This window comes from Cellulomonas sp. SLBN-39, from assembly GCF_006715865.1.
Taxonomy (GTDB): Bacteria; Actinomycetota; Actinomycetes; order Actinomycetales; family Cellulomonadaceae; genus Cellulomonas.
In genome coordinates this window covers 3,634,481-3,653,730 of the sequence record NZ_VFOA01000001.1, presented here as the reverse complement: position 1 = coordinate 3,653,730, position 19,250 = coordinate 3,634,481, and the positions used below count along the sequence as shown (strand labels likewise).

General features: G+C 75.9%; 15 protein-coding genes. 10 read left to right on the top strand and 5 right to left on the bottom strand.

Annotated features, from left to right (window positions below):
* Positions 1-164: 164 nt before the first annotated feature.
* Complete coding sequence (locus FBY24_RS16640) at positions 165-2,504, top strand: bifunctional (p)ppGpp synthetase/guanosine-3',5'-bis(diphosphate) 3'-pyrophosphohydrolase (protein WP_142162280.1); 2,340 nt, start codon at positions 165-167, stop codon at positions 2,502-2,504.
* Here FBY24_RS16640 and FBY24_RS16635 read toward each other — a convergent pair.
* The 3 genes from FBY24_RS16635 to FBY24_RS16625 form a co-directional block, all read right to left on the bottom strand.
* Positions 2,453-3,163: a hypothetical protein gene (locus FBY24_RS16635; protein ID WP_142162278.1), complete on the bottom strand. Its 711-nt coding sequence runs from the start codon at positions 3,161-3,163 to the stop codon at positions 2,453-2,455. The genes FBY24_RS16640 and FBY24_RS16635 overlap by 52 nt on opposite strands.
* A 173-nt stretch (positions 3,164-3,336) precedes the next feature.
* Complete coding sequence (locus FBY24_RS16630; protein ID WP_255432451.1) at positions 3,337-5,103, bottom strand: DUF349 domain-containing protein; 1,767 nt, start codon at positions 5,101-5,103, stop codon at positions 3,337-3,339.
* Positions 5,100-5,879, bottom strand: a complete 780-nt coding sequence (locus tag FBY24_RS16625) for a peptidylprolyl isomerase (RefSeq protein ID WP_142162276.1) — start codon at positions 5,877-5,879, stop codon at positions 5,100-5,102. The genes FBY24_RS16630 and FBY24_RS16625 overlap by 4 nt, the downstream gene beginning before the upstream one ends.
* A gap of 172 nt (positions 5,880-6,051) precedes the next feature.
* Here FBY24_RS16625 and FBY24_RS16620 point away from each other — a divergent pair, with 172 nt between their 5' ends.
* On the top strand, positions 6,052-6,777 hold the full coding sequence (locus FBY24_RS16620) for an MBL fold metallo-hydrolase (RefSeq protein WP_142162275.1): 726 nt from the start codon (positions 6,052-6,054) through the stop codon (positions 6,775-6,777).
* Positions 6,778-6,850: 73 nt separating this feature from the next.
* Here FBY24_RS16620 and FBY24_RS16615 read toward each other — a convergent pair whose 3' ends face one another.
* Positions 6,851-7,372 (bottom strand): TspO/MBR family protein, encoded by a 522-nt coding sequence (locus FBY24_RS16615; protein WP_142162273.1) that lies wholly within the window; start codon positions 7,370-7,372, stop codon positions 6,851-6,853.
* Between the two features lie 56 nt (positions 7,373-7,428).
* Here FBY24_RS16615 and FBY24_RS16610 point away from each other — a divergent pair, with 56 nt between their 5' ends.
* The 3 genes from FBY24_RS16610 to FBY24_RS16600 are packed head-to-tail and all read left to right on the top strand — an operon-like array spanning position 7,429 to position 10,889.
* Positions 7,429-8,130 carry a hypothetical protein gene (locus FBY24_RS16610; RefSeq protein WP_255432450.1) on the top strand — a complete coding sequence of 234 codons (702 nt, stop codon included), beginning with the start codon at positions 7,429-7,431 and terminating at the stop codon, positions 8,128-8,130.
* A 54-nt stretch (positions 8,131-8,184) separates the two neighbouring features.
* Positions 8,185-9,993, top strand: a complete 1,809-nt coding sequence (gene aspS / locus FBY24_RS16605; protein ID WP_142162271.1) for an aspartate--tRNA ligase — start codon at positions 8,185-8,187, stop codon at positions 9,991-9,993.
* A complete protein-coding gene (locus FBY24_RS16600) occupies positions 9,990-10,889 on the top strand; it encodes a GNAT family N-acetyltransferase (protein WP_222117260.1) in 900 nt (299 codons plus the stop codon). The genes aspS and FBY24_RS16600 overlap by 4 nt, the downstream gene beginning before the upstream one ends.
* 34 nt (positions 10,890-10,923) lie before the next feature.
* On the opposite strand, the gene FBY24_RS16595 is transcribed toward FBY24_RS16600, so the two are convergent.
* On the bottom strand, positions 10,924-13,161 hold the full coding sequence (locus tag FBY24_RS16595) for an MMPL family transporter (protein WP_142162269.1): 2,238 nt from the start codon (positions 13,159-13,161) through the stop codon (positions 10,924-10,926).
* A 132-nt stretch (positions 13,162-13,293) separates the two neighbouring features.
* Between FBY24_RS16595 and FBY24_RS16590 the strand changes: the two genes are divergently transcribed.
* From FBY24_RS16590 to alaS, 5 genes are all read left to right on the top strand, one after another.
* Positions 13,294-14,685 carry a replication-associated recombination protein A gene (locus FBY24_RS16590; protein WP_142162267.1) on the top strand — a complete coding sequence of 464 codons (1,392 nt, stop codon included), beginning with the start codon at positions 13,294-13,296 and terminating at the stop codon, positions 14,683-14,685.
* Positions 14,686-14,902: 217 nt separating this feature from the next.
* Positions 14,903-15,529 (top strand): 30S ribosomal protein S4, encoded by a 627-nt coding sequence (gene rpsD / locus FBY24_RS16585; RefSeq protein ID WP_140459006.1) that lies wholly within the window; start codon positions 14,903-14,905, stop codon positions 15,527-15,529.
* Between the two features lie 187 nt (positions 15,530-15,716).
* Entirely contained in the window at positions 15,717-16,079 is a 363-nt protein-coding gene (locus tag FBY24_RS16580) for a DUF948 domain-containing protein (RefSeq protein ID WP_142162265.1), read from the top strand.
* Positions 16,076-16,465: a hypothetical protein gene (locus tag FBY24_RS16575; RefSeq protein ID WP_142162263.1), complete on the top strand. Its 390-nt coding sequence runs from the start codon at positions 16,076-16,078 to the stop codon at positions 16,463-16,465. The genes FBY24_RS16580 and FBY24_RS16575 overlap by 4 nt, the downstream gene beginning before the upstream one ends.
* Before the next feature lie 100 nt (positions 16,466-16,565).
* A complete protein-coding gene (gene alaS / locus FBY24_RS16570; protein WP_142162261.1) occupies positions 16,566-19,250 on the top strand; it encodes an alanine--tRNA ligase in 2,685 nt (894 codons plus the stop codon).

The following is a 19,250-nucleotide window of genomic DNA, read 5'->3' as shown; positions in this document are numbered from 1 at the left end:
GGATCCGGTCCGGTGCGCCCCGCGCGCCGGGCCGGACCTGCGCCCGGGTGCGGTCGCACCGGACGTAGACTCGGTCGACCAGGTCCACGCGGAGGACCGGGCGACCGACGGCGGGCGCACGGACCGCCCCTCGCGCGTGGCAGGACCCACCGGGAGGGGGCGGCATGAGCGACGACGTGCAGGCCACGGGAGCGCCTGCCGCCCTCGGCGAGAGCACCGACGCGGCGGTCGACCCCGCGACCGGCTCCACGGGGCGGGTCCGTGCGCGTCTCGCGCGTCTCTCCGGCCGGTCGGCACCGGCGTACCCGGCGCTCGAGCCGGTGCTGCAGGCGGTGCGCACGAACCACCCGAAGGCCGAGCTCGGCCCGATCGAGCAGGCGTACGTCGTCGCCGAGAAGGCGCACCGCGGCCAGCTGCGCAAGAGCGGCGACCCGTACATCACCCACCCCGTCGCCGTCGCGACGATCCTCGCCGAGCTCGGGATGACCCCGTCGACCCTCGTCGCCGCGCTCCTGCACGACACGGTCGAGGACACCGACTACTCCCTCGAGCAGCTGCGCAAGGAGTTCGGGCCCGAGGTCGCGATGCTCGTCGACGGCGTCACCAAGCTCGACAAGGTGACGTACGGGGACGCCGCCCAGGCCGAGACCGTCCGCAAGATGGTCGTGGCGATGTCACGCGACATCCGCGTGCTCGTCATCAAGCTCGCCGACCGGCTCCACAACGCCCGGACCTGGAAGTTCGTCGCCGCGTCCTCGGCGGAGAAGAAGGCCCGCGAGACCCTCGAGATCTACGCCCCGCTCGCGCACCGCCTGGGCATGAACACGATCAAGTGGGAGCTCGAGGACCTGTCGTTCGCGACGCTGTACCCCAAGGTCTACGACGAGATCGTGCACCTGGTGGCCGAGCGGGCCCCCGCCCGCGAGGAGTACCTGGCGACCGTGCGCGACCAGGTCGGCACGGACCTGCGGACCGCCAAGATCCGTGCCACCGTCACCGGCCGGCCCAAGCACTACTACTCGATCTACCAGAAGATGATCGTGCGCGGCCGCGACTTCGCGGACATCTACGACCTCGTGGGCGTGCGCGTCCTGGTCGACACGGTGCGCGACTGCTACGCGGCGCTCGGCGCGCTGCACGCGCGGTGGAACCCGGTCCCCGGCCGGTTCAAGGACTACATCGCGATGCCGAAGTTCAACCTCTACCAGTCGTTGCACACGACCGTGATCGGCCCGGGCGGCAAGCCCGTCGAGATCCAGATCCGCACGCACGACATGCACCGCCGCGCCGAGTACGGCGTCGCCGCGCACTGGAAGTACAAGGAGAGCGCGAAGGACGGCACGCCCGACGCCGCCGGCAACGACATGACGTGGCTGCGTCAGCTCGTCGACTGGCAGCGCGAGACCGCCGACCCGACCGAGTTCCTCGACTCCCTGCGGTTCGAGATCGCCGGGTCCGAGGTGTACGTGTTCACCCCCAAGGGCGACGTCATGGCGCTGCCGTCGGGCTCGACCCCGGTGGACTTCGCGTACGCCGTCCACACCGAGGTCGGCCACCGCACCATGGGCGCCCGGGTCAACGGGCGGCTCGTGCCGCTGGACTCCCGGCTCGAGAACGGCGACGTCGTCGAGGTGTTCACCTCGCGCTCCGAGACCGCCGGCCCCAGCCGCGACTGGCTCGGGTTCGTCACGAGCCCCCGCGCCCGCAACAAGATCCGCCAGTGGTTCTCCAAGGAGCGCCGCGAGGAGGCCGTCGAGCACGGCAAGGACGCCATCGCCAAGGCGATGCGCAAGCAGAACCTGCCGATCCAGCGGCTCATGTCCCACGAGGCGCTCATCGCCCTCGCGCACGAGATGCGCTACGCCGACGTGTCCGCCCTGTACGCGGCCGTCGGCGAGGGTCAGGTCTCCGCGGCGAACGTCGTGCAGCGGCTCGTGCACTCCCTCGGCGGGGAGCCCGCGGCCGAGGAGGACATCGCCGAGACCACCCGCCCGGGGACCTCGACCCGGCGTGTGCGCACCGGCGACCCCGGTGTCGTCGTCAAGGGCGTCGACGACGTGTGGGTCAAGCTCGCCAAGTGCTGCACCCCGGTGCCCGGCGACGACATCGTCGGGTTCGTCACCCGCGGCGCCGGCGTCTCGGTGCACCGGTCGGACTGCATCAACGTCGAGCAGCTGCGCCGCGAGCCCGAGCGCCTCGTCGACGTCGAGTGGTCCCACACGAGCTCGCAGATGTTCCTCGTGCAGATCCAGGTCGAGGCGCTCGACCGGGCGCGTCTGCTGTCGGACGTGACCCGCGTGCTGTCCGACCACCACGTGAACATCCTGTCGGCGTCCGTGTCGACGTCCCGCGACCGGGTGGCGCTGTCACGGTTCGTGTTCGAGATGGCCGAGCCGTCGCACCTGGCGTCCGTGCTGGCCGCCGCGCGCAAGGTCGAGGGCGTCTTCGACGTCTACCGCATCACGGGGGCGAAGGCGTCGGAGGAGCCCGTCATCCGCGCCTGACGACCGCAGCCCTGCCGGGTCGGTCGCAGGCCCGTCAGGAGCCGCGCCGCGCGGACGACCCCGCGGTGCCCGCCGAACCTGCCGAGCTCGGCCAGCGCCGCGTCCGCGTCCAGGCCGGCGTCGACGAGCGCCCGCAGGGCCGGCACGGCCGTGGCGTCCGGCACCCAGCGGGCCACGTCGACGCCCGTGCGCAGGACCGTGGTCACCCGCACGCCGCCGACCACGAGGACGTCGCGGTCGTCGAGCACGGCTTCGGCGGCCCGGCGGCGCCGGTGCGGGTCCGTCCGGCGCCCGCCGGACGGGACGAGCACGTCGACGTGGTCTGGCGGGTGCAGGCCGGTGTGCACCCAGGCGGCGGCGAGGCGTCCGACGGTGCCGCGGGCCGGGACCAGCGGGGCGAGGGCGAGGGCCCGACGCTCGGCGTCCGACGGGGCCCCGGCCGTCGCGGACGCGTCGCCCCACAGCGGTGCCAGCAGACCGTCGAGGTGCAGGCCCGCCCAGGCGAGCGACGACAGGGCGTCCCGGTGGACGACGTCGGGCAGGACGACGGGCACGGGGCGCAGCGCGCGCATCGCGGCCACCGGCCCCGGACGGTCGGCGGGCGGGGGCGGTCGCGTCGGGGTCGTGCCGTGCCGCGTGGCTGCGGGCGTCGCGTGCATCCGCCGAGCATGACGCACGCGGGGCACGGGTGCGGGCGGCCCTGTGGACGACGCCGCTCACCGGGCGACCGCCCGCTGAGGTACTCAGGAGCAGCGCGGGCCGCAGACGACGACGGTCGCTGCACCTCCTCCGCGGAGGGGGTGCAGCGACCGTGCCGTGCCCGGGGTGGTGATCAGCCGCGGGCGTCCTGCGCGGCGCGCTGGACCTGCTCCAGCCACGCCCGACGGGCGTCGAGCGCGGCGCGCGCCTCGGTGATCCGCCGCTGGTCGCCCTTCGCCTCCGCGGCCGCGAGGTCCGCCTCGAGCCCGGCGATGGCCTGCTCGAGCTGGGCGGCAGCACCCTCGGCACGGGCCCGGGTCTCCGGGTTGGTGCGGCGCCACTGCGCGGTGTCGGCGTCACGGACGGCCGCCTCGACCGCACGCAGGCGCGCCTCGACGCGCTGCAGGTCGCCGCGCGGCACGCGACCGGCGGCCTCCCAGCGGTCCTGCAGCGTGCGCAGGGCACGCTTGGCCGCGTTGAGGTCCGTCACGGGCAGCAGCGCCTCGGCCTCGGCGAGCAGCGCCTCCTTGACCTCGAGGTTCGCGCGGTACTCGACGTCGACGGCCGCGTTGGCGGCGTCACGGGCGGCGAAGAACGCGTCCTGCGCCGCCCGGAAGCGGGCCCACAGCGCGTCGTCGACCTGCCGGCTGGCGCGCCCGGCGTTCTTCCACTGCGCCATGAGGTCGCGGAACACGCCGGACGTCGCACCCCAGTCGGTGCTGTCGACGAGCCGCTCCGCCTGCGCGACGAGGTCCTCCTTGACCTGCTTGGCCTCGGCGTTGCGGGTCTCCAGCTCGGCGAAGAAGTGCCGGCGCTCACGGTCGAAGGTCGTCCGCGCGTGGCTGAACCGCTTCCACAGCGACTCCTCGGTGGGGCGGTCGATGCGCGGGCCGGAGCGCTGCGCGTCCTTCCACTGCTCGAGGAGCTGGCGCAGCTGCTCGCCCGCCGGCCGCCACTGGATGCGCCCCGGGTCGGTGCCGGCGATCTTCTCCGCCTGCTCCACGATCTGGGTGCGGGCCTCGACCGCGGCCGCCCGTGCGGCGGCGCGCTCGGCCTCGGCCTGGGCGCGCCGCTCCGCGGCCCGCTCGCGCAGGCCGTCGAGCCGGGCGCGCAGCGCGTCGAGGTCGCCCACGGCCGCCGGGGCCTCGAGCTCCTCGGTGAGCCGGGTCAGGGTCTGGTCGATCTCCTTGACCGCGAGGTCGGTGGCCTGGAGCCGGGCCTCGAAGAGCACGACCTTGGCCTGCAGGTCGAGGAAGCGGCGCACGTACAGGCCCACGGCCTCCTCGGCGCTCGCCCCGGGGAACTGCCCGACGACGCGCTCGCCCGCGGCCTCGCGCACGTGCACGGTGCCGTCCTCGTCGACCCGGCCGAACGTGGCCGCGTGCGCGGCCTCGGCGGCGTCGACGGGGGGTGCGACCGGTGCCACGGGTGCGGCGGCCGGGGCCGGGGCGTGGGCCGCCGGCCGGGGGAGCGGGCGAGGCACCGGACGCACGGTGGAAGGCGTCGGCCGCGGCCCGGGCACCGCGGGGGCGGCCGGAGCCTCGTCGGCACCGTCAACGGTGACCTCGGCCTCGGGCTCGGCAGCGGTCTCCGGCTCCGCGGCACCGTCGGTCGGCACGACGTCCTCGGACGCGGGGGAGTCGTCGTCGGCGACCCCCGCGGCCGTGGCCTCGGTGCCGGCCTCGGTCTCGGTGCCGGCCGCGGTCCCGGTGGTGTCCGCGGGCTCGGTCTCGTCCGGCGTCTCGGGCGCCGCCTCCTGCACGTCGGCGTCGGCACCCGCCGCGGGTGCGTCCTGGCCGGCGGCGTCGTCAGCCGTCGGCGCGTCGGACGCGACCTCGGGAGGAAGGCCGCCGGACGGCACGGCGTCGTCGCTCGACGGCGTCGGGGTCTGCTCGGTCACTGGATCTCCACTCCCTCGATGATGACGTCGGTGACCGGGCGGACGCCGTCCGCCCCGGTCCCCGCGTCAGCGATGGCCTGCACCACGTCCAGGCCGGACGTGATGCGGCCGAACACGGTGTACCCCCCCGCCGCGTCGGACGGGATCTGCGACTCCTCGTAGACGAGGAAGAACTGGCTGCCCATCGACTCGCCGTCGCCGCCCACCCGGGCCATGGCGATGGTGCCGGCGGGGTAGACGTCGTCCGCGGGGGCGTTCTCGATCGGGCCCCACGCGTACCCCGGCCCGCCGCTCCCGGTGGCCGTCGGGTCGCCGCACTGCAGCACGTAGATGCCGCTCGTCACGAGGCGGTGGCACTGCGTGCCGTCGAAGTACCCCTCCTGCGCGAGCGTGACGAAGTTCGCGACCGCCTGCGGGGCGGCGGCGCCGTCGAGCTCGACCTCGACGTCCCCGGCCGTGGTCGTCAGCGTGCCCGACCAGGTGCGGTCCTCGGCGAGCGCGGCCTCGGGCAGGACGCCGCCGTTGCCGGTGCGCGCCGGCAACGCCGTCGTCGAGGGCGCCGGCGTGGAGGTGGCGGCGGGCGTGGCGGCGTCGTCGGCCCCGTCGTCCCGGGTCAGCGCCACGGCCGCGACCACGCCGGTGCCGAGCACGAGGGCGCCGACCACGACGCCGGCGACGACCTGCTGGCGCCGACGCTGCGTCCGCGCCGCGGCCTGGCGCGCCACCCACTTCTCGTGACGCCGGCGCTCGTACTCACGATCGCGCTTGCTGGACACCGTTCTCCTCGCATGGTCGACCCAGGGCACGCCCCGCGTGCCTGCGACAGTCTAGGCAGGGCGGAGGTGCCGCCGACCACACGCCCGCCGCGGGAGGGGCGGCGCGTCGTCCCTGGCGCGGCGGGCCCGGGCCCGGTGCGGGTGCCCGGGCGGCCCGCGTACCGTGCGTCGGGTGCAGATCCACACCGTCGTCGCCCCCGTCTTCGCCACCCGGTGCAGCGTGCTGGTCGCGCCCGACGGTGCGTGCGTGGTCGTCGACGCCGGTGCCGGAGCGGCCGGCCCCGTCCTGCTGCTGGTCGAGGAGCACGCGTGGCGCCCGCAGGCCGTGCTGGCCACGCACGGCCACGCCGACCACGTGTGGGACGCGGCCGCGTTGTGCGACGCGTGGGGCGTGCCGCTCGTGCTGCACGCCCGGGACGCGTACCGCCTCGACGACCCGTTCGGCACGCTGGGCGTCCTGGACCCCCGCGACCCGACGGGCCCGCTCACGGCGGCCCTGGCTGCGGCCGGTGCCGACGTCGGGTCGTGGACCGTGCCCGCGCGCGTCGAGCCGTTCGGCGGCGACGAGCCGTCGGGGCGCACGGCGGACGTCGACCTCGACCTCGGCGGGGTGCGGCTGCGCGCCCGGCACGCCCCGGGGCACACCGAGGGGTCGACGCTCTACCTGCTCGACGGCGTGCCTGCGGCAGCCGGGGCGCCCGTCGTGCTGTCCGGCGACGTCCTGTTCGCCGGCGGCGTCGGCCGCACCGACCTGCCGGGCGGCGACGCCGCGACGATGGCGCGGACGCTGGCGCAGGTCGTGGCCGTGCTGCCGCCCGACGCGCCGGTGCTGCCCGGCCACGGGCCGGCCACCGACGTGCGCACCGAGCTCGCGACCAACCCCTGGCTGCCGGGCTGACGGCGCTCGCGACCGGTGCCACCCGGGCCGGCGCCGCGACCGCTGCGCGGCTCGTGCGGGGCTGGTGCGAGGTTCAGTTGAGCACGCCGATCCCCACGTTGAGGCTGGTCGCGAAAGCGACCCACGTCATGTACGGGCCCAGGAGCCACGACGCGAGCCGGTCGTGGCGCCAGAACGCCACGGCGGTCGCCACGAGGACCGCCTCGAGCGCGACGATCACGACCAGCGCGACCCACACCAGGCGCCCGGAGAAGAAGATCGGCGTCCACGCCGCGTTCAGGCTGAGCTGGGCGACCCACAGCAGCAGGGCCGGGCGCGCGTGCGCGAAGCCGCCGATGCGCCACACGCGCCACGCCGCGACGGCCATCAGCACGTAGAGCACCGTCCAGGCGGGCCCGAACACCCAGTTCGGCGGGTTCCACGGGACCTTCTGCGCGTCGACGTACCACCCGTCGACGGCGTCCTGCGTGGACAGACCGCCCACGGCACCCACGGCGAGGCACGCGACGACGAGCGTCGTGAGCACGAGCGCGGAGCAGGCCCCGCGGGGCGGGGCGGGGCGGGCGTCGGCGGCGGTTCCGGCGGTGGTCGTCATGCCCCGACCCTGCGCCGCGGGCGGCGGACCGGCAACCGGGCGCCTACGGTGGCCACGTGACGCGGACCACGCCCCACCTGCCCGGACCGCCCGACCCCGCGGCGGGGCGGTACGTCGGCCACATCGCGGGGGTCGGCACGGCGTCGGGCACCCGGCTGGTCGTCGGACGGTGGGCGTCCTCGCCGCTCGGCGCGTTCGCCGACGTCATGGTCGAGCGCGGCGACGGGACCCGGCTCCTGCTCGCGCCGCGCGACGACGTCGCCGCCGTGGTGGGACGCGCGTACCGGTTCGACGACGTGCGGGTCGTGCCGGTCCACGTGCACGCCGACCGGCGGGCGCGCACGTGGACCGTGCTGGCGGGGCCGCTCGCGGTCACCCTCGTCGTCGGACCCCGCACGGCCACCGGGCACCTGCTCGGCCTGCTGCCCCGGCCGCTCGCCGCGTCCACCCTGCTCGCCACCGTCGCGGACCCGGTCGCCCGCGTGCTGCTGCCCGGCGTGCGGACGCACGGCACCGCGGGCGGCGGTCTGCGCGAGTGGTACGGCGCGAGCGACCAGCACACCGTGGTGGACGTCGACGCCCGGTGGGACGGCGAGCCCCTCGGCCCGCTGGCCGACGTGGAGCCGCCCGTGCGGTTCGGCTTCTCCTCGGCCCCGCCACGTCCGTCGGTGACCCGCGTGACGACGACGCTGGCACCGGTGCGGGCCGGGCGGCGGGCGGTGCGGGGGAGCGCGACCGGCACGGGCGACGCCCACTAGGATCGACCGGGCGTCCGACCGGGCGCCGACCGCCCGACCGAAGGACCGCGTCCCGTGCTCCGCACCCACACCGCCGGCTCGCTGCGAGCCGAGCACATCGGCACCACCGTCACCCTCACGGGCTGGGTGGACCGGCGCCGCGATCACGGCGGGGTGGCGTTCGTCGACCTGCGGGACGCGTCGGGCATCGCCCAGGTCGTCATCCGTGACGAGGCGGTCGCGCACGGGCTGCGCGCCGAGTACGTGCTCCAGGTCACCGGCGAGGTCGGCCGACGCCCCGACGGCAACGAGAACACGAACCTCGCGACCGGCGAGGTCGAGGTCGTCGCGCACGAGGTCGTCGTGCTCAACGAGTCCGCGCCGCTGCCGTTCCCCGTCTCGACGTCGCTCGACGAGCAGGTCGGCGAGGAGGCGCGCCTGCGCCACCGCTACCTCGACCTGCGCCGGCCCGCGCCCTCGCACGCGCTGCGGCTGCGGGCCAAGGCGAACCAGGCCGCCCGCCGCGTGCTCGACGCGCAGGGCTTCGTCGAGGTCGAGACCCCGACGCTGACGCGCTCGACGCCCGAGGGCGCCCGCGACTTCGTCGTCCCCGCGCGCCTGGCCCCGGGCAGCTGGTACGCGCTGCCGCAGTCCCCGCAGCTGTTCAAGCAGCTGCTCATGGTCGGCGGCCTCGAGCGGTACTACCAGATCGCCCGCTGCTACCGCGACGAGGACTTCCGCGCCGACCGCCAGCCCGAGTTCACCCAGCTCGACGTCGAGGCCAGCTTCGTCGACCAGGACGACGTCATCGCGCTCGCGGAGGAGGTGCTCGTCGCGCTGTGGGACCTCATCGGGTACACCGTGCCGACGCCGGTGCCGCGGATGACGTACGCCGACGCCATGGAGCGCTTCGGCACCGACAAGCCCGACCTGCGCTTCGGCCTCGAGCTGACCGACCTGACCGCGTACTTCGCGAGCACGCCGTTCCGCGTGTTCCAGGCGCCGTACGTCGGCGCGGTCGTCCAGCCGGGCGGCGCGGCGACCCCGCGGCGCGGGTTCGACGCCTGGCAGGAGTGGGCCAAGCAGCGCGGCGCCAAGGGCCTGGCGTACGTGACGGTCGGCGAGGACGGCGAGCTCGGCGGTCCCGTCGCGAAGAACATCACCGAGGACGAGCGGGCCGGGCTCGCGGCCGCCACCGGTGCCTCGCCCGGCGACGCGATCTTCTTCGCCGCGGGCAAGCCGTCGGAGGCGCGTGCGCTGCTCGGCGCCGCCCGCCTGGAGATCGGCCGGCGGGGCGGGCTCGTCGACGAGGACGCGTGGTCGTTCGTGTGGGTGGTCGACGCCCCCCTGTTCAAGCCCACCGGGGAGGACGACGACGTCGCCGTCGGCGGCGGCGCCTGGACCGCCGTGCACCACGCGTTCACGTCGCCCACGCCCGAGTGGGTCGACCGGTTCGAGGAGAGCCCCGGCGAGGCCCTGGCGTACGCGTACGACATCGTCTGCAACGGCAACGAGATCGGCGGCGGCTCGATCCGTATCCACCGCCGCGACGTGCAGCAGCGCGTCTTCGAGGTCATGGGCATCGGCGCGGAGGAGGCCCAGGAGAAGTTCGGCTTCCTCCTCGACGCCTTCGCGTTCGGCGCCCCGCCGCACGGCGGGATCGCGTTCGGCTGGGACCGGATCGTCGCGCTGCTCACCCGTTCGGAGTCGATCCGCGAGGTCATCGCCTTCCCGAAGTCGGGCGGCGGCTACGACCCGCTCACGGGTGCGCCCGCCCCGATCTCCGTGGAGCAGCGCCGCGAGACCGGCGTCGACGCCCGCCCCAAGACCGCAGCCGCAGCCGCGGCGCCGGCGCCCGACCAGGGTGCCGACGCGGACCGGTGAGCACGGGCACGACCCCCGCCGCCGCGTCGGACCGGCTGGTCCGGCGCGGCGGCGACCTCCTCGCGCGGCTGCCGCAGCGGTGGCGCACGGACCGGTGGCTCCTCGACGACCGTGACCGGTGGCCGGACGCGTACGTGCTCGGTGACGACGACGCCCTGCTGGTCGTGGGCACCGGCCCGCGCGGCACGACGCTGACCGGTCGCGGGGACCCCGCCCGCGTCGGCCTCCTCGTCGGCACCTGCCTGCCGGGCACCCCTGGTCCCGGCACGGCGGTCGGTGGCGAGGTCGCGCTCGCGGGCGTGCGGTCCGCCGTACGGTCGGGCGTCGGGTGGGTGACCGTCCCGCGGGGCACCGACCTCGACCCGTGGGCCGACGCCCTCGGCGTCGCACCGTTCTCGACCTGGGACCGCTTGTCCACGTCGTCCGCGCCGCCGGTCGTCCCCGGCGAGGACGACGTGGTCGCGCTCGGGGCGGACGCCCACGGCGACGTCGTCGCGTGCCTCGCCGTGGCGAACCCCGGCACGAGCGCACGGCCCGGCGGCGCCGACGACGCCGCGTGGTGGGGCGTGCGTCGCGACGGACGTCTCGTGGGCGTCGTCGGTGCGGCGCACCGGCCCGGCGCACCGGGCGGGCGCGGGTCGTGGCACCTGCACGGTCTCGGCGTGCTGCCCACCGAGCGCGGTCGCGGTCTCGGGGCGGCGCTCACCGCCCGCGCCGTGCGGGACGCGCTCGGAGCCGGTGCGGACTGGGTGTCGCTCGGCATGTACGCCGACAACGCCACCGCCCGGCGCCTGTACGAACGCCTCGGGCTGGTCACGGACGCGCGGAACGCGTCGTGGGCGCCGCACGGCGTCACGCAGGTGCCCACGCACGTGGCGGCACCGCGGGCCACCTGACCGTACCGGCCGGCCCCGGCCCGTCCGCCCGGGGTCAGCGCAGGCGGACGAGCGGGTCGCGCAGGCGTGCCAGCCAGGCCGCGCCCCACCAGCTCTGCCCGGCCAGGACGGTCGTCACGCCCGGCAGCAGGAGGAGGCGGACCACGATCGCGTCCAGGAGCACGGCGGCGGCGAGCGCCACGCCGATCTCCTGCAGGACCACCAGGTCGGCGAGCACGAGGCCGCCCAGGAGCGCGACCAGCACCCCGGACAGCGCGGTGAGCAGCACCCACGACCGGCGGCGGGCCACGCGGACCGCGACATCGGTCCGCCGGCCCGCCTCGTGCAGCTCGGCGACCCGGGCGAGCAGGGCCGTGCTGCCGCCCGCCGAGAGCCCGAACGCCACCGGCACGGCGATCGCGAGCGCCGAGGTCTCGACGCCCCCGGTGGCCGCCGGGCCGAGCAGCGCGTCGAGGCGACCCGTCTGGAAGACGACGACGAGCGCGCCGGCGCCGACGAGCGCGACCAGCGCGCTGGTGGTCAGGGCGGCCACCGACAGCGCGACCGAGCCCGTGGCGAGCAGCAGCAGCGCGAGCGTGACGACGACGACCGCCACCGCGGCCAGCGGCGCTCGTGCCTTCAGCTGCGCGGTCACGTCGGTCTGCTCGGCGGCCTGCCCGACCACCCAGATCTCGAACGGCGCGTCGAGCGCCCGGACGTCGCGGACCACCCGTTGGGCGACGGCACCGCCGGGGTCGGTCGCGGCCGGCCTGACCCCGACGACCACGTAGGAGCCCATCGTGGTGGGGGCGTCCACGGAGGCCACCGCGTCGAGCGCGGCGACCTGCTCGGCCCAGGCCTGCGCCTGCTCGAGGTCCGTCTCGGCGACCACGGCCACCGCGGGCGACGACGCCGCGGGGTAGCCCGCGGCGAGGGCCTCGAGGAATGCCCGCTGCGCGGCGGCGGCCGGCAGCAGCTCGGTGCCGGACACGCGCAGGTCCACCCGGGAGGCCGGCGCCACCAGCACGCCCAGCAGGAGCATGCAGGCCGCCACCACCCACCACGGTCGGCCGCGCACCTGCGACCGGACGGCGGTCACCCGCGGGTCGCGGGCACGCTGCACGGCGCGCGCACGCAGCGTGCGCACCCCGGGCAACGGGCCGAGCAGGCCGGGCTGCACCAGGCGGCGACCCACCATGGCCAGCACGGCGGGGACCAGCGTCAGGGCGGCGACGGCCGCGACGACCACCACGAGCACGAGCACGGCGCCGGCCGCGGCCAGCACCTGCGGGCCGAGCAGGAGCAGGCCGCCCACCGCGGCAGCGAGCACGGCCGCCGAGCACGCGACGGTCCACCCGGCGGTGGCGGTGGTCCGCTCGACGGCCTCGGCGACCGCCCCGTCCCCCCGGCGTCGCCGCGCCCCCGCGCCGTCGTCCTCGTCGACCAGGTCGTGCAGCTCGTCGAGGAACCGGTGCACGACCAGCAGGCCGTAGCCGAGCCCGAGCCCGAGCGCGAGCACCGCGGCCACGTTCACGACGGACGCGTCGACGTCCGTGACCGCGGCGACCACCCACAGGGCCGCGAGGCCCACCGCCAGCGTGACCGCCGCGGCCGCGAACGGGACCGCCGCCGCGAGCACGCCGCCGACCACGAGCAGCACCAGCACGGCGGCGACGGGCAGGGTGAGCAGGGCCCCGGTGCTCAGGTCGCGTGCGACCCCGACCGTCAGCTCCTCCTGGACGAGGTGGTCGGCGCCCACGATCCCGGTGGCGCCCGGCGCGACGGCCGCGAGGTCCTGGGGCAGCGACGTCAGCCGGGCCGTGACGGCGTCCAGCGCCGCCTCCTGGGCGCCCTCGCCGAGGTCGGGCGCGAGCTCGACGACCACGAGGAACCCCTGCCCGTCGAGGGCCAGGAGCGGTGCGGCGGCCGGGTTCGCGATGCCGTCGGGCAGCCCGAGCGGGTCGTACACGCCGACGACCCCGTCGATCGCGGCCAGCGCCGTCCGGGCCGGGTCGAGCGCGTCGTCGAGCCCCTCGACGGTCGGGTCGACGCCCTGCACCACGAGCGTGACGCTCGGTCCCGACGTGCGCGCGTCCGCCAGGACCTGCGCACCCTGCGCGGACTGCGAGCCCGGCGCGACGGGCGTGGCCGTCGTCACCCGGCCGAGGACACCGTCGCCGACGACGCCCCCCGCCAGCGCGACCCCCAGGACGGCCAGGACGAGCCACGCGACGACGACGATGCGCGGGTGGAGGGCCACGGTGCGGCCCAGGCGTGCGAACACGCGCGCCATCGTCGCAGGTCGCCGGGCGTGCGCGCACATCTGCACCCGTCGGTGCAGCCGGCGCGGCGTGGCGTCCCGGCCCGCCCGGTCGTCGCCGCCCGGGGCCGGGGACCGTCGCACGGCGCGCGTAGGCTCGCCGCCATGGACCTGTTCGACGCGGTGAGCACCTCCGCGCACGGCGTCCCCGCACCGGGCGCCGGCGCCCCGCTCGCGGTCCGCATGCGCCCCCGCACGCTCGCGGAGGTCGCGGGGCAGGGGCACCTGCTCGTGCCCGGCTCGCCGCTGCGCCGGCTCGTCGAGCCGACCGACGACGCCACGCGCCGGGCGGCGCCGTCCTCGGTCGTGCTGTGGGGCCCGCCGGGCACGGGGAAGACGACCCTGGCGTACCTGGTGGCGAGCACGTCCGGGCGCCGGTTCGTCGAGCTGTCGGCCGTGACGGCAGGGGTCAAGGACGTGCGTGCCGTCATCGACGACGCCCGCCGCCGGCTCGCGGGCGACGGCACCGAGACCGTGCTCTTCGTCGACGAGGTGCACCGCTTCACCAAGGCGCAGCAGGACGCGCTGCTGCCCTCGGTGGAGAACCGGTGGGTCACCCTCGTGGCGGCCACCACGGAGAACCCCTCGTTCTCCGTGAACTCCCCGCTGCTGTCCCGCTCCCTGCTGCTGACGCTCCAGCCGCTGACGACCGACGACGTGCGCACCCTCGTGCAGCGGGCGGTGGCCGACGAGCGCGGCCTGGCCGGGTCCGTGGTGCTCACCGAGGACGCGACCGACCACCTGCTGCGCCTGGCGGGCGGCGACGCCCGCAAGTCCCTGACGATCCTCGAGGCCGCGGCCGGCGCCGCGCTGGGGGACCGACAGGTCGCCGTCGGCGACGCCCCGGCCGACCCGGCGCCCGCGGTCGTCGACCTGCCGACGGTCGAACGGGCCGTGGACGTCGCCGCCGTCCGCTACGACCGGGACGGCGACCAGCACTACGACGTCGTCAGCGCCTTCATCAAGTCGGTCCGCGGCTCCGACGTCGACGCCGCGCTGCACTACCTGGCGCGGATGGTCGCGGCGGGGGAGGACCCCCGGTTCATCGCCCGCCGCATCGTCATCTCCGCGGCCGAGGACGTGGGGATGGCCGACCCGAGCGCCCTGCAGACCGCGGTCGCCGCGGCGCAGGCGGTCGCGCTCATCGGCATGCCCGAGGCGCGGATCATCCTCGCCGAGGCCGTCGTCCACCTGGCGACCGCGCCGAAGTCCAACGCCGCCTACCTCGGCATCGACCGCGCGCTCGCGGACGTGCGGGCCGGGCGCCTGGGCCCGGTGCCCGCGCACCTGCGCGACGCGCACTACGCGGGGGCGAAGCAGCTCGGCCACGGGGCCGGCTACCGGTACGCGCACGACGAGCCGCACGGCGTCGCCCCGCAGCAGCACCTGCCGGACGAGCTGGCGGGCACGCGCTACTACGAGCCGACGGACCGCGGGTACGAGCGTTCGGTCGGCGAGCGACTCCACCGGATCCGCGCGATCCTCGACGAGGCCTGACCTGCGCGCCCCGGATTTCCGCTCGTGCGGGCGGCCGGGTAGCATCGCAGGGTTGCCGGTGCTCGCGCGCCGGCGTCACCCCTGGGGCCTCAGCCCGTACCCGTGTTCCGTGCCGGGTGCACCATGGTCGGCCCCACGCCTGCCGGAACCTCTTTCCGTCCGGACCTCGTCCGGTGCGCGGGTGTGATCGTCACGAGACACGACAGGAAGTACCGCTGTGAGCAGTGTGACCCGTTCGCGCCGCCAGGTCCGCCTGAGCCGCGCCCTCGGCCTGGCCCTGACGCCCAAGGCCGTCAAGCACTTCGAGAAGCGCCCCTACCCGCCCGGCGAGCACGGCCGCGCCCGTCGTCGCACCGAGTCGGACTACGCCGTCCGTCTGCGCGAGAAGCAGCGTCTGCGCGCCCAGTACGCGCTGCGCGAGAAGCAGCTCGCGAAGGCGTACGAGAACGCCCGCAAGGCCCCGGGCCTGACCGGTGAGGCCCTCGTCGAGGACCTCGAGACGCGTCTGGACGCCCTGGTGCTCCGCGCCGGCTTCGCCCGCACGATCCTGCAGGCCCGCCAGGTCGTCGTGCACCGTCACGTGCTCGTCGACGGCAAGATCGTGGACCGTCCGTCCTTCCGCGTGTCGGAGGGCCAGACGCTCCAGATCAAGCCGAAGAGCCAGACGACGGTGCCCTTCCAGGTCGCCGCTGCCGGTGCGCACCGCGACGTGCTGCCCACGCTCCCGGGCTACCTGGACGTGCAGCTCGAGAAGCTGAGCGCCACCCTCGTGCGCCGCCCGAAGCGTGCCGAGGTCCCGGTGACGTGCGAGGTCCAGCTGGTCGTCGAGTACTACGCCCGCTGACGCACCCCTCCTCGACGCCCCGCCGTGCCCCGCGCACGGCGGGGCGTCGTCGTCCCGGGGCAGCCACGGGGCGCGCGAGGCAGGGCACGGTGCGCGCGGTGCGCCGCCGCACCCGGTCCGCGCGCGCGGGTAGGGTTGCCGGGGCGCAGCGCGGCTGCGCACGAGTCGAGCGGGGGAAGGAGCCGGGATGTCGGTGGGAGACGTCGCGGGACTCATCGCGGCGATCGCGTTCGTGCTGCTCGTGGGGCTGCTCGCGGTGCCGCTGCTCAAGCTCGGCGGCGTGCTGGACGAGGCGCGCGCGTCGGTCAAGGCGCTGACGGACCACTCGGTGCCGGTGCTCGACGAGACCGCCCAGCTGGTGGCCTCCTCGGCCGGCCAGCTCGAGAAGGTCGACACGCTGACCACGGCGGCGGCGCAGGTCGGCGAGAACGTCTCGGCGCTCACCTCGCTGGTGACCGCCACGGTCGGCGGCCCCCTCATCAAGGTCGCGGCCTTCTCCTACGGCGTGCGGCGGGCCGTCGACGGCCTGCGCCGGGGCAGCCGGCCGTGAGGCGGGTCTTCTGGATCGGCGTCGGCGTCGCCCTGACGGTCGTGGTCGTGCGGCAGGGCCGCCGGCTCGTCGAGACGTACGCACCGCCCGGGGCGACCGAGGCCGTCACCGGTGCCGTCCGGCTGGCCCGGGCCGCAGACGCCGCCCGCACGGACTTCCGGCAGGGCGTCGCCGAGCGCGAGGCCGAGCTGCTGGCCGCGCTCGTCGGCGACGTCGACGTCGACGAGCTGCGGGCCCAGGCCCCACGCCGCCGCGACGAGCTGCGCGCGACCTTCGGCGGTGCCCGTGCGGGCGAGGACGACCTCGCCGCCGACCTGGCCGCCCGCGGCTGGCGCGACGCCCCCACGCAGGACCCCGACGACGACGACCGGGCACCGTTCTTCTGAGCCCGACCGGCCGCACCGCGGCCCGCCCGACGCGCACCGCGCGCCGGCGCCCCCAGAACCGAGCACCGCCGCCCGCGGCGACGAGAACCACGAGGACGACATGCGTACCGCCGAGATCCGCCAGCGCTGGCTCGACTACTTCGCGACCAAGGACCACGAGATCGTGCCGTCCGTGCCGCTGATCTCGCCGGACCCGTCGATCCTGTTCACGATCGCCGGCATGGTGCCCTTCATCCCGTACATCCTCGGGACGCAGGACGCGCCCTGGCCGCGGGCCGCGAACGTGCAGAAGTGCATCCGCACGAACGACATCGAGAACGTGGGTCGCACGACCCGGCACGGCACGTTCTTCCAGATGATGGGCAACTTCTCCTTCGGGGACTACTTCAAGGAGGGGGCGATCGAGCTGGCGTGGGAGCTGCTCACGTCCCCCCAGGACGCGGGCGGCTTCGGGCTCGACCCCGACCGCCTCTGGGTGACGACGTGGGACCAGGACGCGGAGGCGCTCGACGCCCTGCTGCGGGTCGGCGTGGACCGTCGGCACGTCGTGCGGCTGCCCCGGCAGGAGAACTTCTGGGACACCGGCCAGCCCGGCCCCGCGGGCCCCTGCGCGGAGTGGCACTACGACCGGGGCCCGGAGTTCGGGCCCGAGGCCGAGGGCGGCACGGTCGACCCCGGCGGCGACCGGTACCTGGAGATCTGGAACCTCGTGTTCGACCAGTTCGTGCGCGGCGAGGGCCGGGGCAAGGACTACCCGCTGCTGGGCGAGCTCGAGCAGAAGGCCATCGACACCGGCGCGGGCCTCGAGCGCATCGCGTACCTGCTGCAGGGCAAGAACAACCTGTACGAGACGGACGAGGTCTTCCCCGTCATCGCCCAGGCGCAGGAGATCACGGGCCGCCGCTACGGCGCCGTCGCCGAGGACGACGTGCGCCTGCGCGTCGTGGGCGACCACGTGCGTTCCAGCCTCATGCTCATCGGCGACGGTGTGACGCCGTCGAACGAGGGGCGCGGCTACGTGCTGCGCCGCCTCGTGCGCCGCACGGTCCGCTCCATGCGCCTGCTGGGCGTCGAGGAGCCGGTGATGCCGCACCTGCTGCCCGTGAGCCGTGACGCGATGGCGGTGTCGTACCCCGAGGTCGCGCGCGACTTCGAGCGCATCGCCCAGGTCGCGTACGGCGAGGAGGAGGCGTTCCTGCGGACCCTGACCGCCGGCACGACGATCTTCGAGGGCGCGGTGGCGAAGGCGAAGGCCACGCCGGCGCCCGTGCTGACCGGCGAGCAGGCGTTCGCGCTGCACGACACGTACGGCTTCCCGATCGACCTGACGCTCGAGATGGCGTCGGAGCACGGGGTCGACGTCGACGAGCAGGCGTTCCGCACGCTCATGCAGGCGCAGCGCGACCGGGCGCGCGCCGACGCGCTGGCCAAGAAGACCGGCCACGCGGACACGTCCGCGTACCAGCAGCTGCACCAGGCGCTCAGCGCGGAGCAGGGCGCGCCGGTGAGGTTCGCCGGCTACACCGACGCCACCACGCGCAGCCGGGTCGTCGGCCTGCTCGTCGACGGCGTGCCGCAGCCCGCGGCGACGGCTCCGGCCGACGTGCAGGTCGTGCTCGACGTCACGCCGTTCTACGCGGAGGCGGGCGGTCAGCTCGCCGACGAGGGCACGATCTCGCTCGACGCGGGCGGCCTCGTCCAGGTCGACGACGTGCAGGCGCCGATCAAGGGGCTGTCCGTGCACCACGGGCGCCTGGTGGACGGCACGATCACCCTGGGTGACGCGGGCACCGCGCAGATCGACGTGCAGCGCCGCCGGGCGATCGCCCGCGCGCACACCGCGACGCACATGGTGCACAAGGCGCTGCACGAGGAGATCGGCTCGACCGCGACGCAGGCGGGCTCGGAGAACGCGCCGAGCCGGCTGCGGTTCGACTTCCGCTCCGGCGCGGCCGTCCCCGCGGGATCGCTCGCGCAGATCGAGGGGCGCGTCAACGAGCGACTGCAGGACGACCTCGACGTGACCGAGGCCGTCATGCCGATCGACGAGGCGCGCGCGCTCGGCGCGATGGCGCTGTTCGGCGAGAAGTACGGCAACGAGGTCCGCGTGGTGTCGATCGGCGGCGACTGGTCGCGCGAGCTGTGCGCGGGCACGCACGTGCGGCGCTCGGGCGAGCTCGGGCTCGTCACGCTGCTGGGGGAGTCGTCGATCGGGTCGGGCGTGCGCCGCGTCGACGCGCTCGTCGGTGCGGGTGCGTACGGGTACCAGGCCAAGGAGCGCGCGCTCGTCGGGCAGCTCTCGGGGCTGCTCGGCGCGCGTCCGGACGACCTCGCCGAGCGCGTGTCCTCGCTGATGCAGCGGCTGCGTGAGTCGGAGAAGGAGCTGGCCCAGCTGCGTCAGGGGCAGGTGCTCGCCGCGGCGGGCCGGCTCGCGGCGTCGCCGGAGCAGGTGGGGGCCACGCTCGTCGTCGCGCACGACGCCGGGGACGTGGCGGGCGCCGACGACCTGCGCACCCTCGCGCTGGACGTGCGCGGGCGCCTCGGGGACGGTGCACCGTCCGTCGTGGCCGTGGGTGGGACCTCCAAGGGCCGCCCGCTCGTCGTCGTCGCGACGAACGCGCCGGCCCGTGAGGCGGGCCTGCGGGCCGGTGCTCTCGTGCGCACCGCGTCGGGCGTGCTCGGCGGTGGCGGTGGCGGCAAGGACGACGTGGCGCAGGGCGGCGGGCAGGACCCCGCGCGCCTGGCCGACGCGTTGTCCGCGGTCGTGGCGGCGGTGCGCGGCTGA

Bases quoted from the DNA above. Each gene is read 5' to 3' on its own strand.
- FBY24_RS16595 (WP_142162269.1), bottom strand. From the start codon at position 13,161: ATGGCGCGCGTGTTCGCACGCCTGGGCCGCACCGTGGCCCTCCACCCG.
- FBY24_RS16590 (WP_142162267.1), top strand. From the start codon at position 13,294: ATGGACCTGTTCGACGCGGTGAGCACCTCCGCGCACGGCGTCCCCGCA.
- FBY24_RS16580 (WP_142162265.1), top strand. From the start codon at position 15,717: ATGTCGGTGGGAGACGTCGCGGGACTCATCGCGGCGATCGCGTTCGTG.
- alaS (WP_142162261.1), top strand. From the start codon at position 16,566: ATGCGTACCGCCGAGATCCGCCAGCGCTGGCTCGACTACTTCGCGACC.
- FBY24_RS16640 (WP_142162280.1), top strand. From the start codon at position 165: ATGAGCGACGACGTGCAGGCCACGGGAGCGCCTGCCGCCCTCGGCGAG.
- FBY24_RS16635 (WP_142162278.1), bottom strand. From the start codon at position 3,163: ATGCACGCGACGCCCGCAGCCACGCGGCACGGCACGACCCCGACGCGA.
- FBY24_RS16615 (WP_142162273.1), bottom strand. From the start codon at position 7,372: ATGACGACCACCGCCGGAACCGCCGCCGACGCCCGCCCCGCCCCGCCC.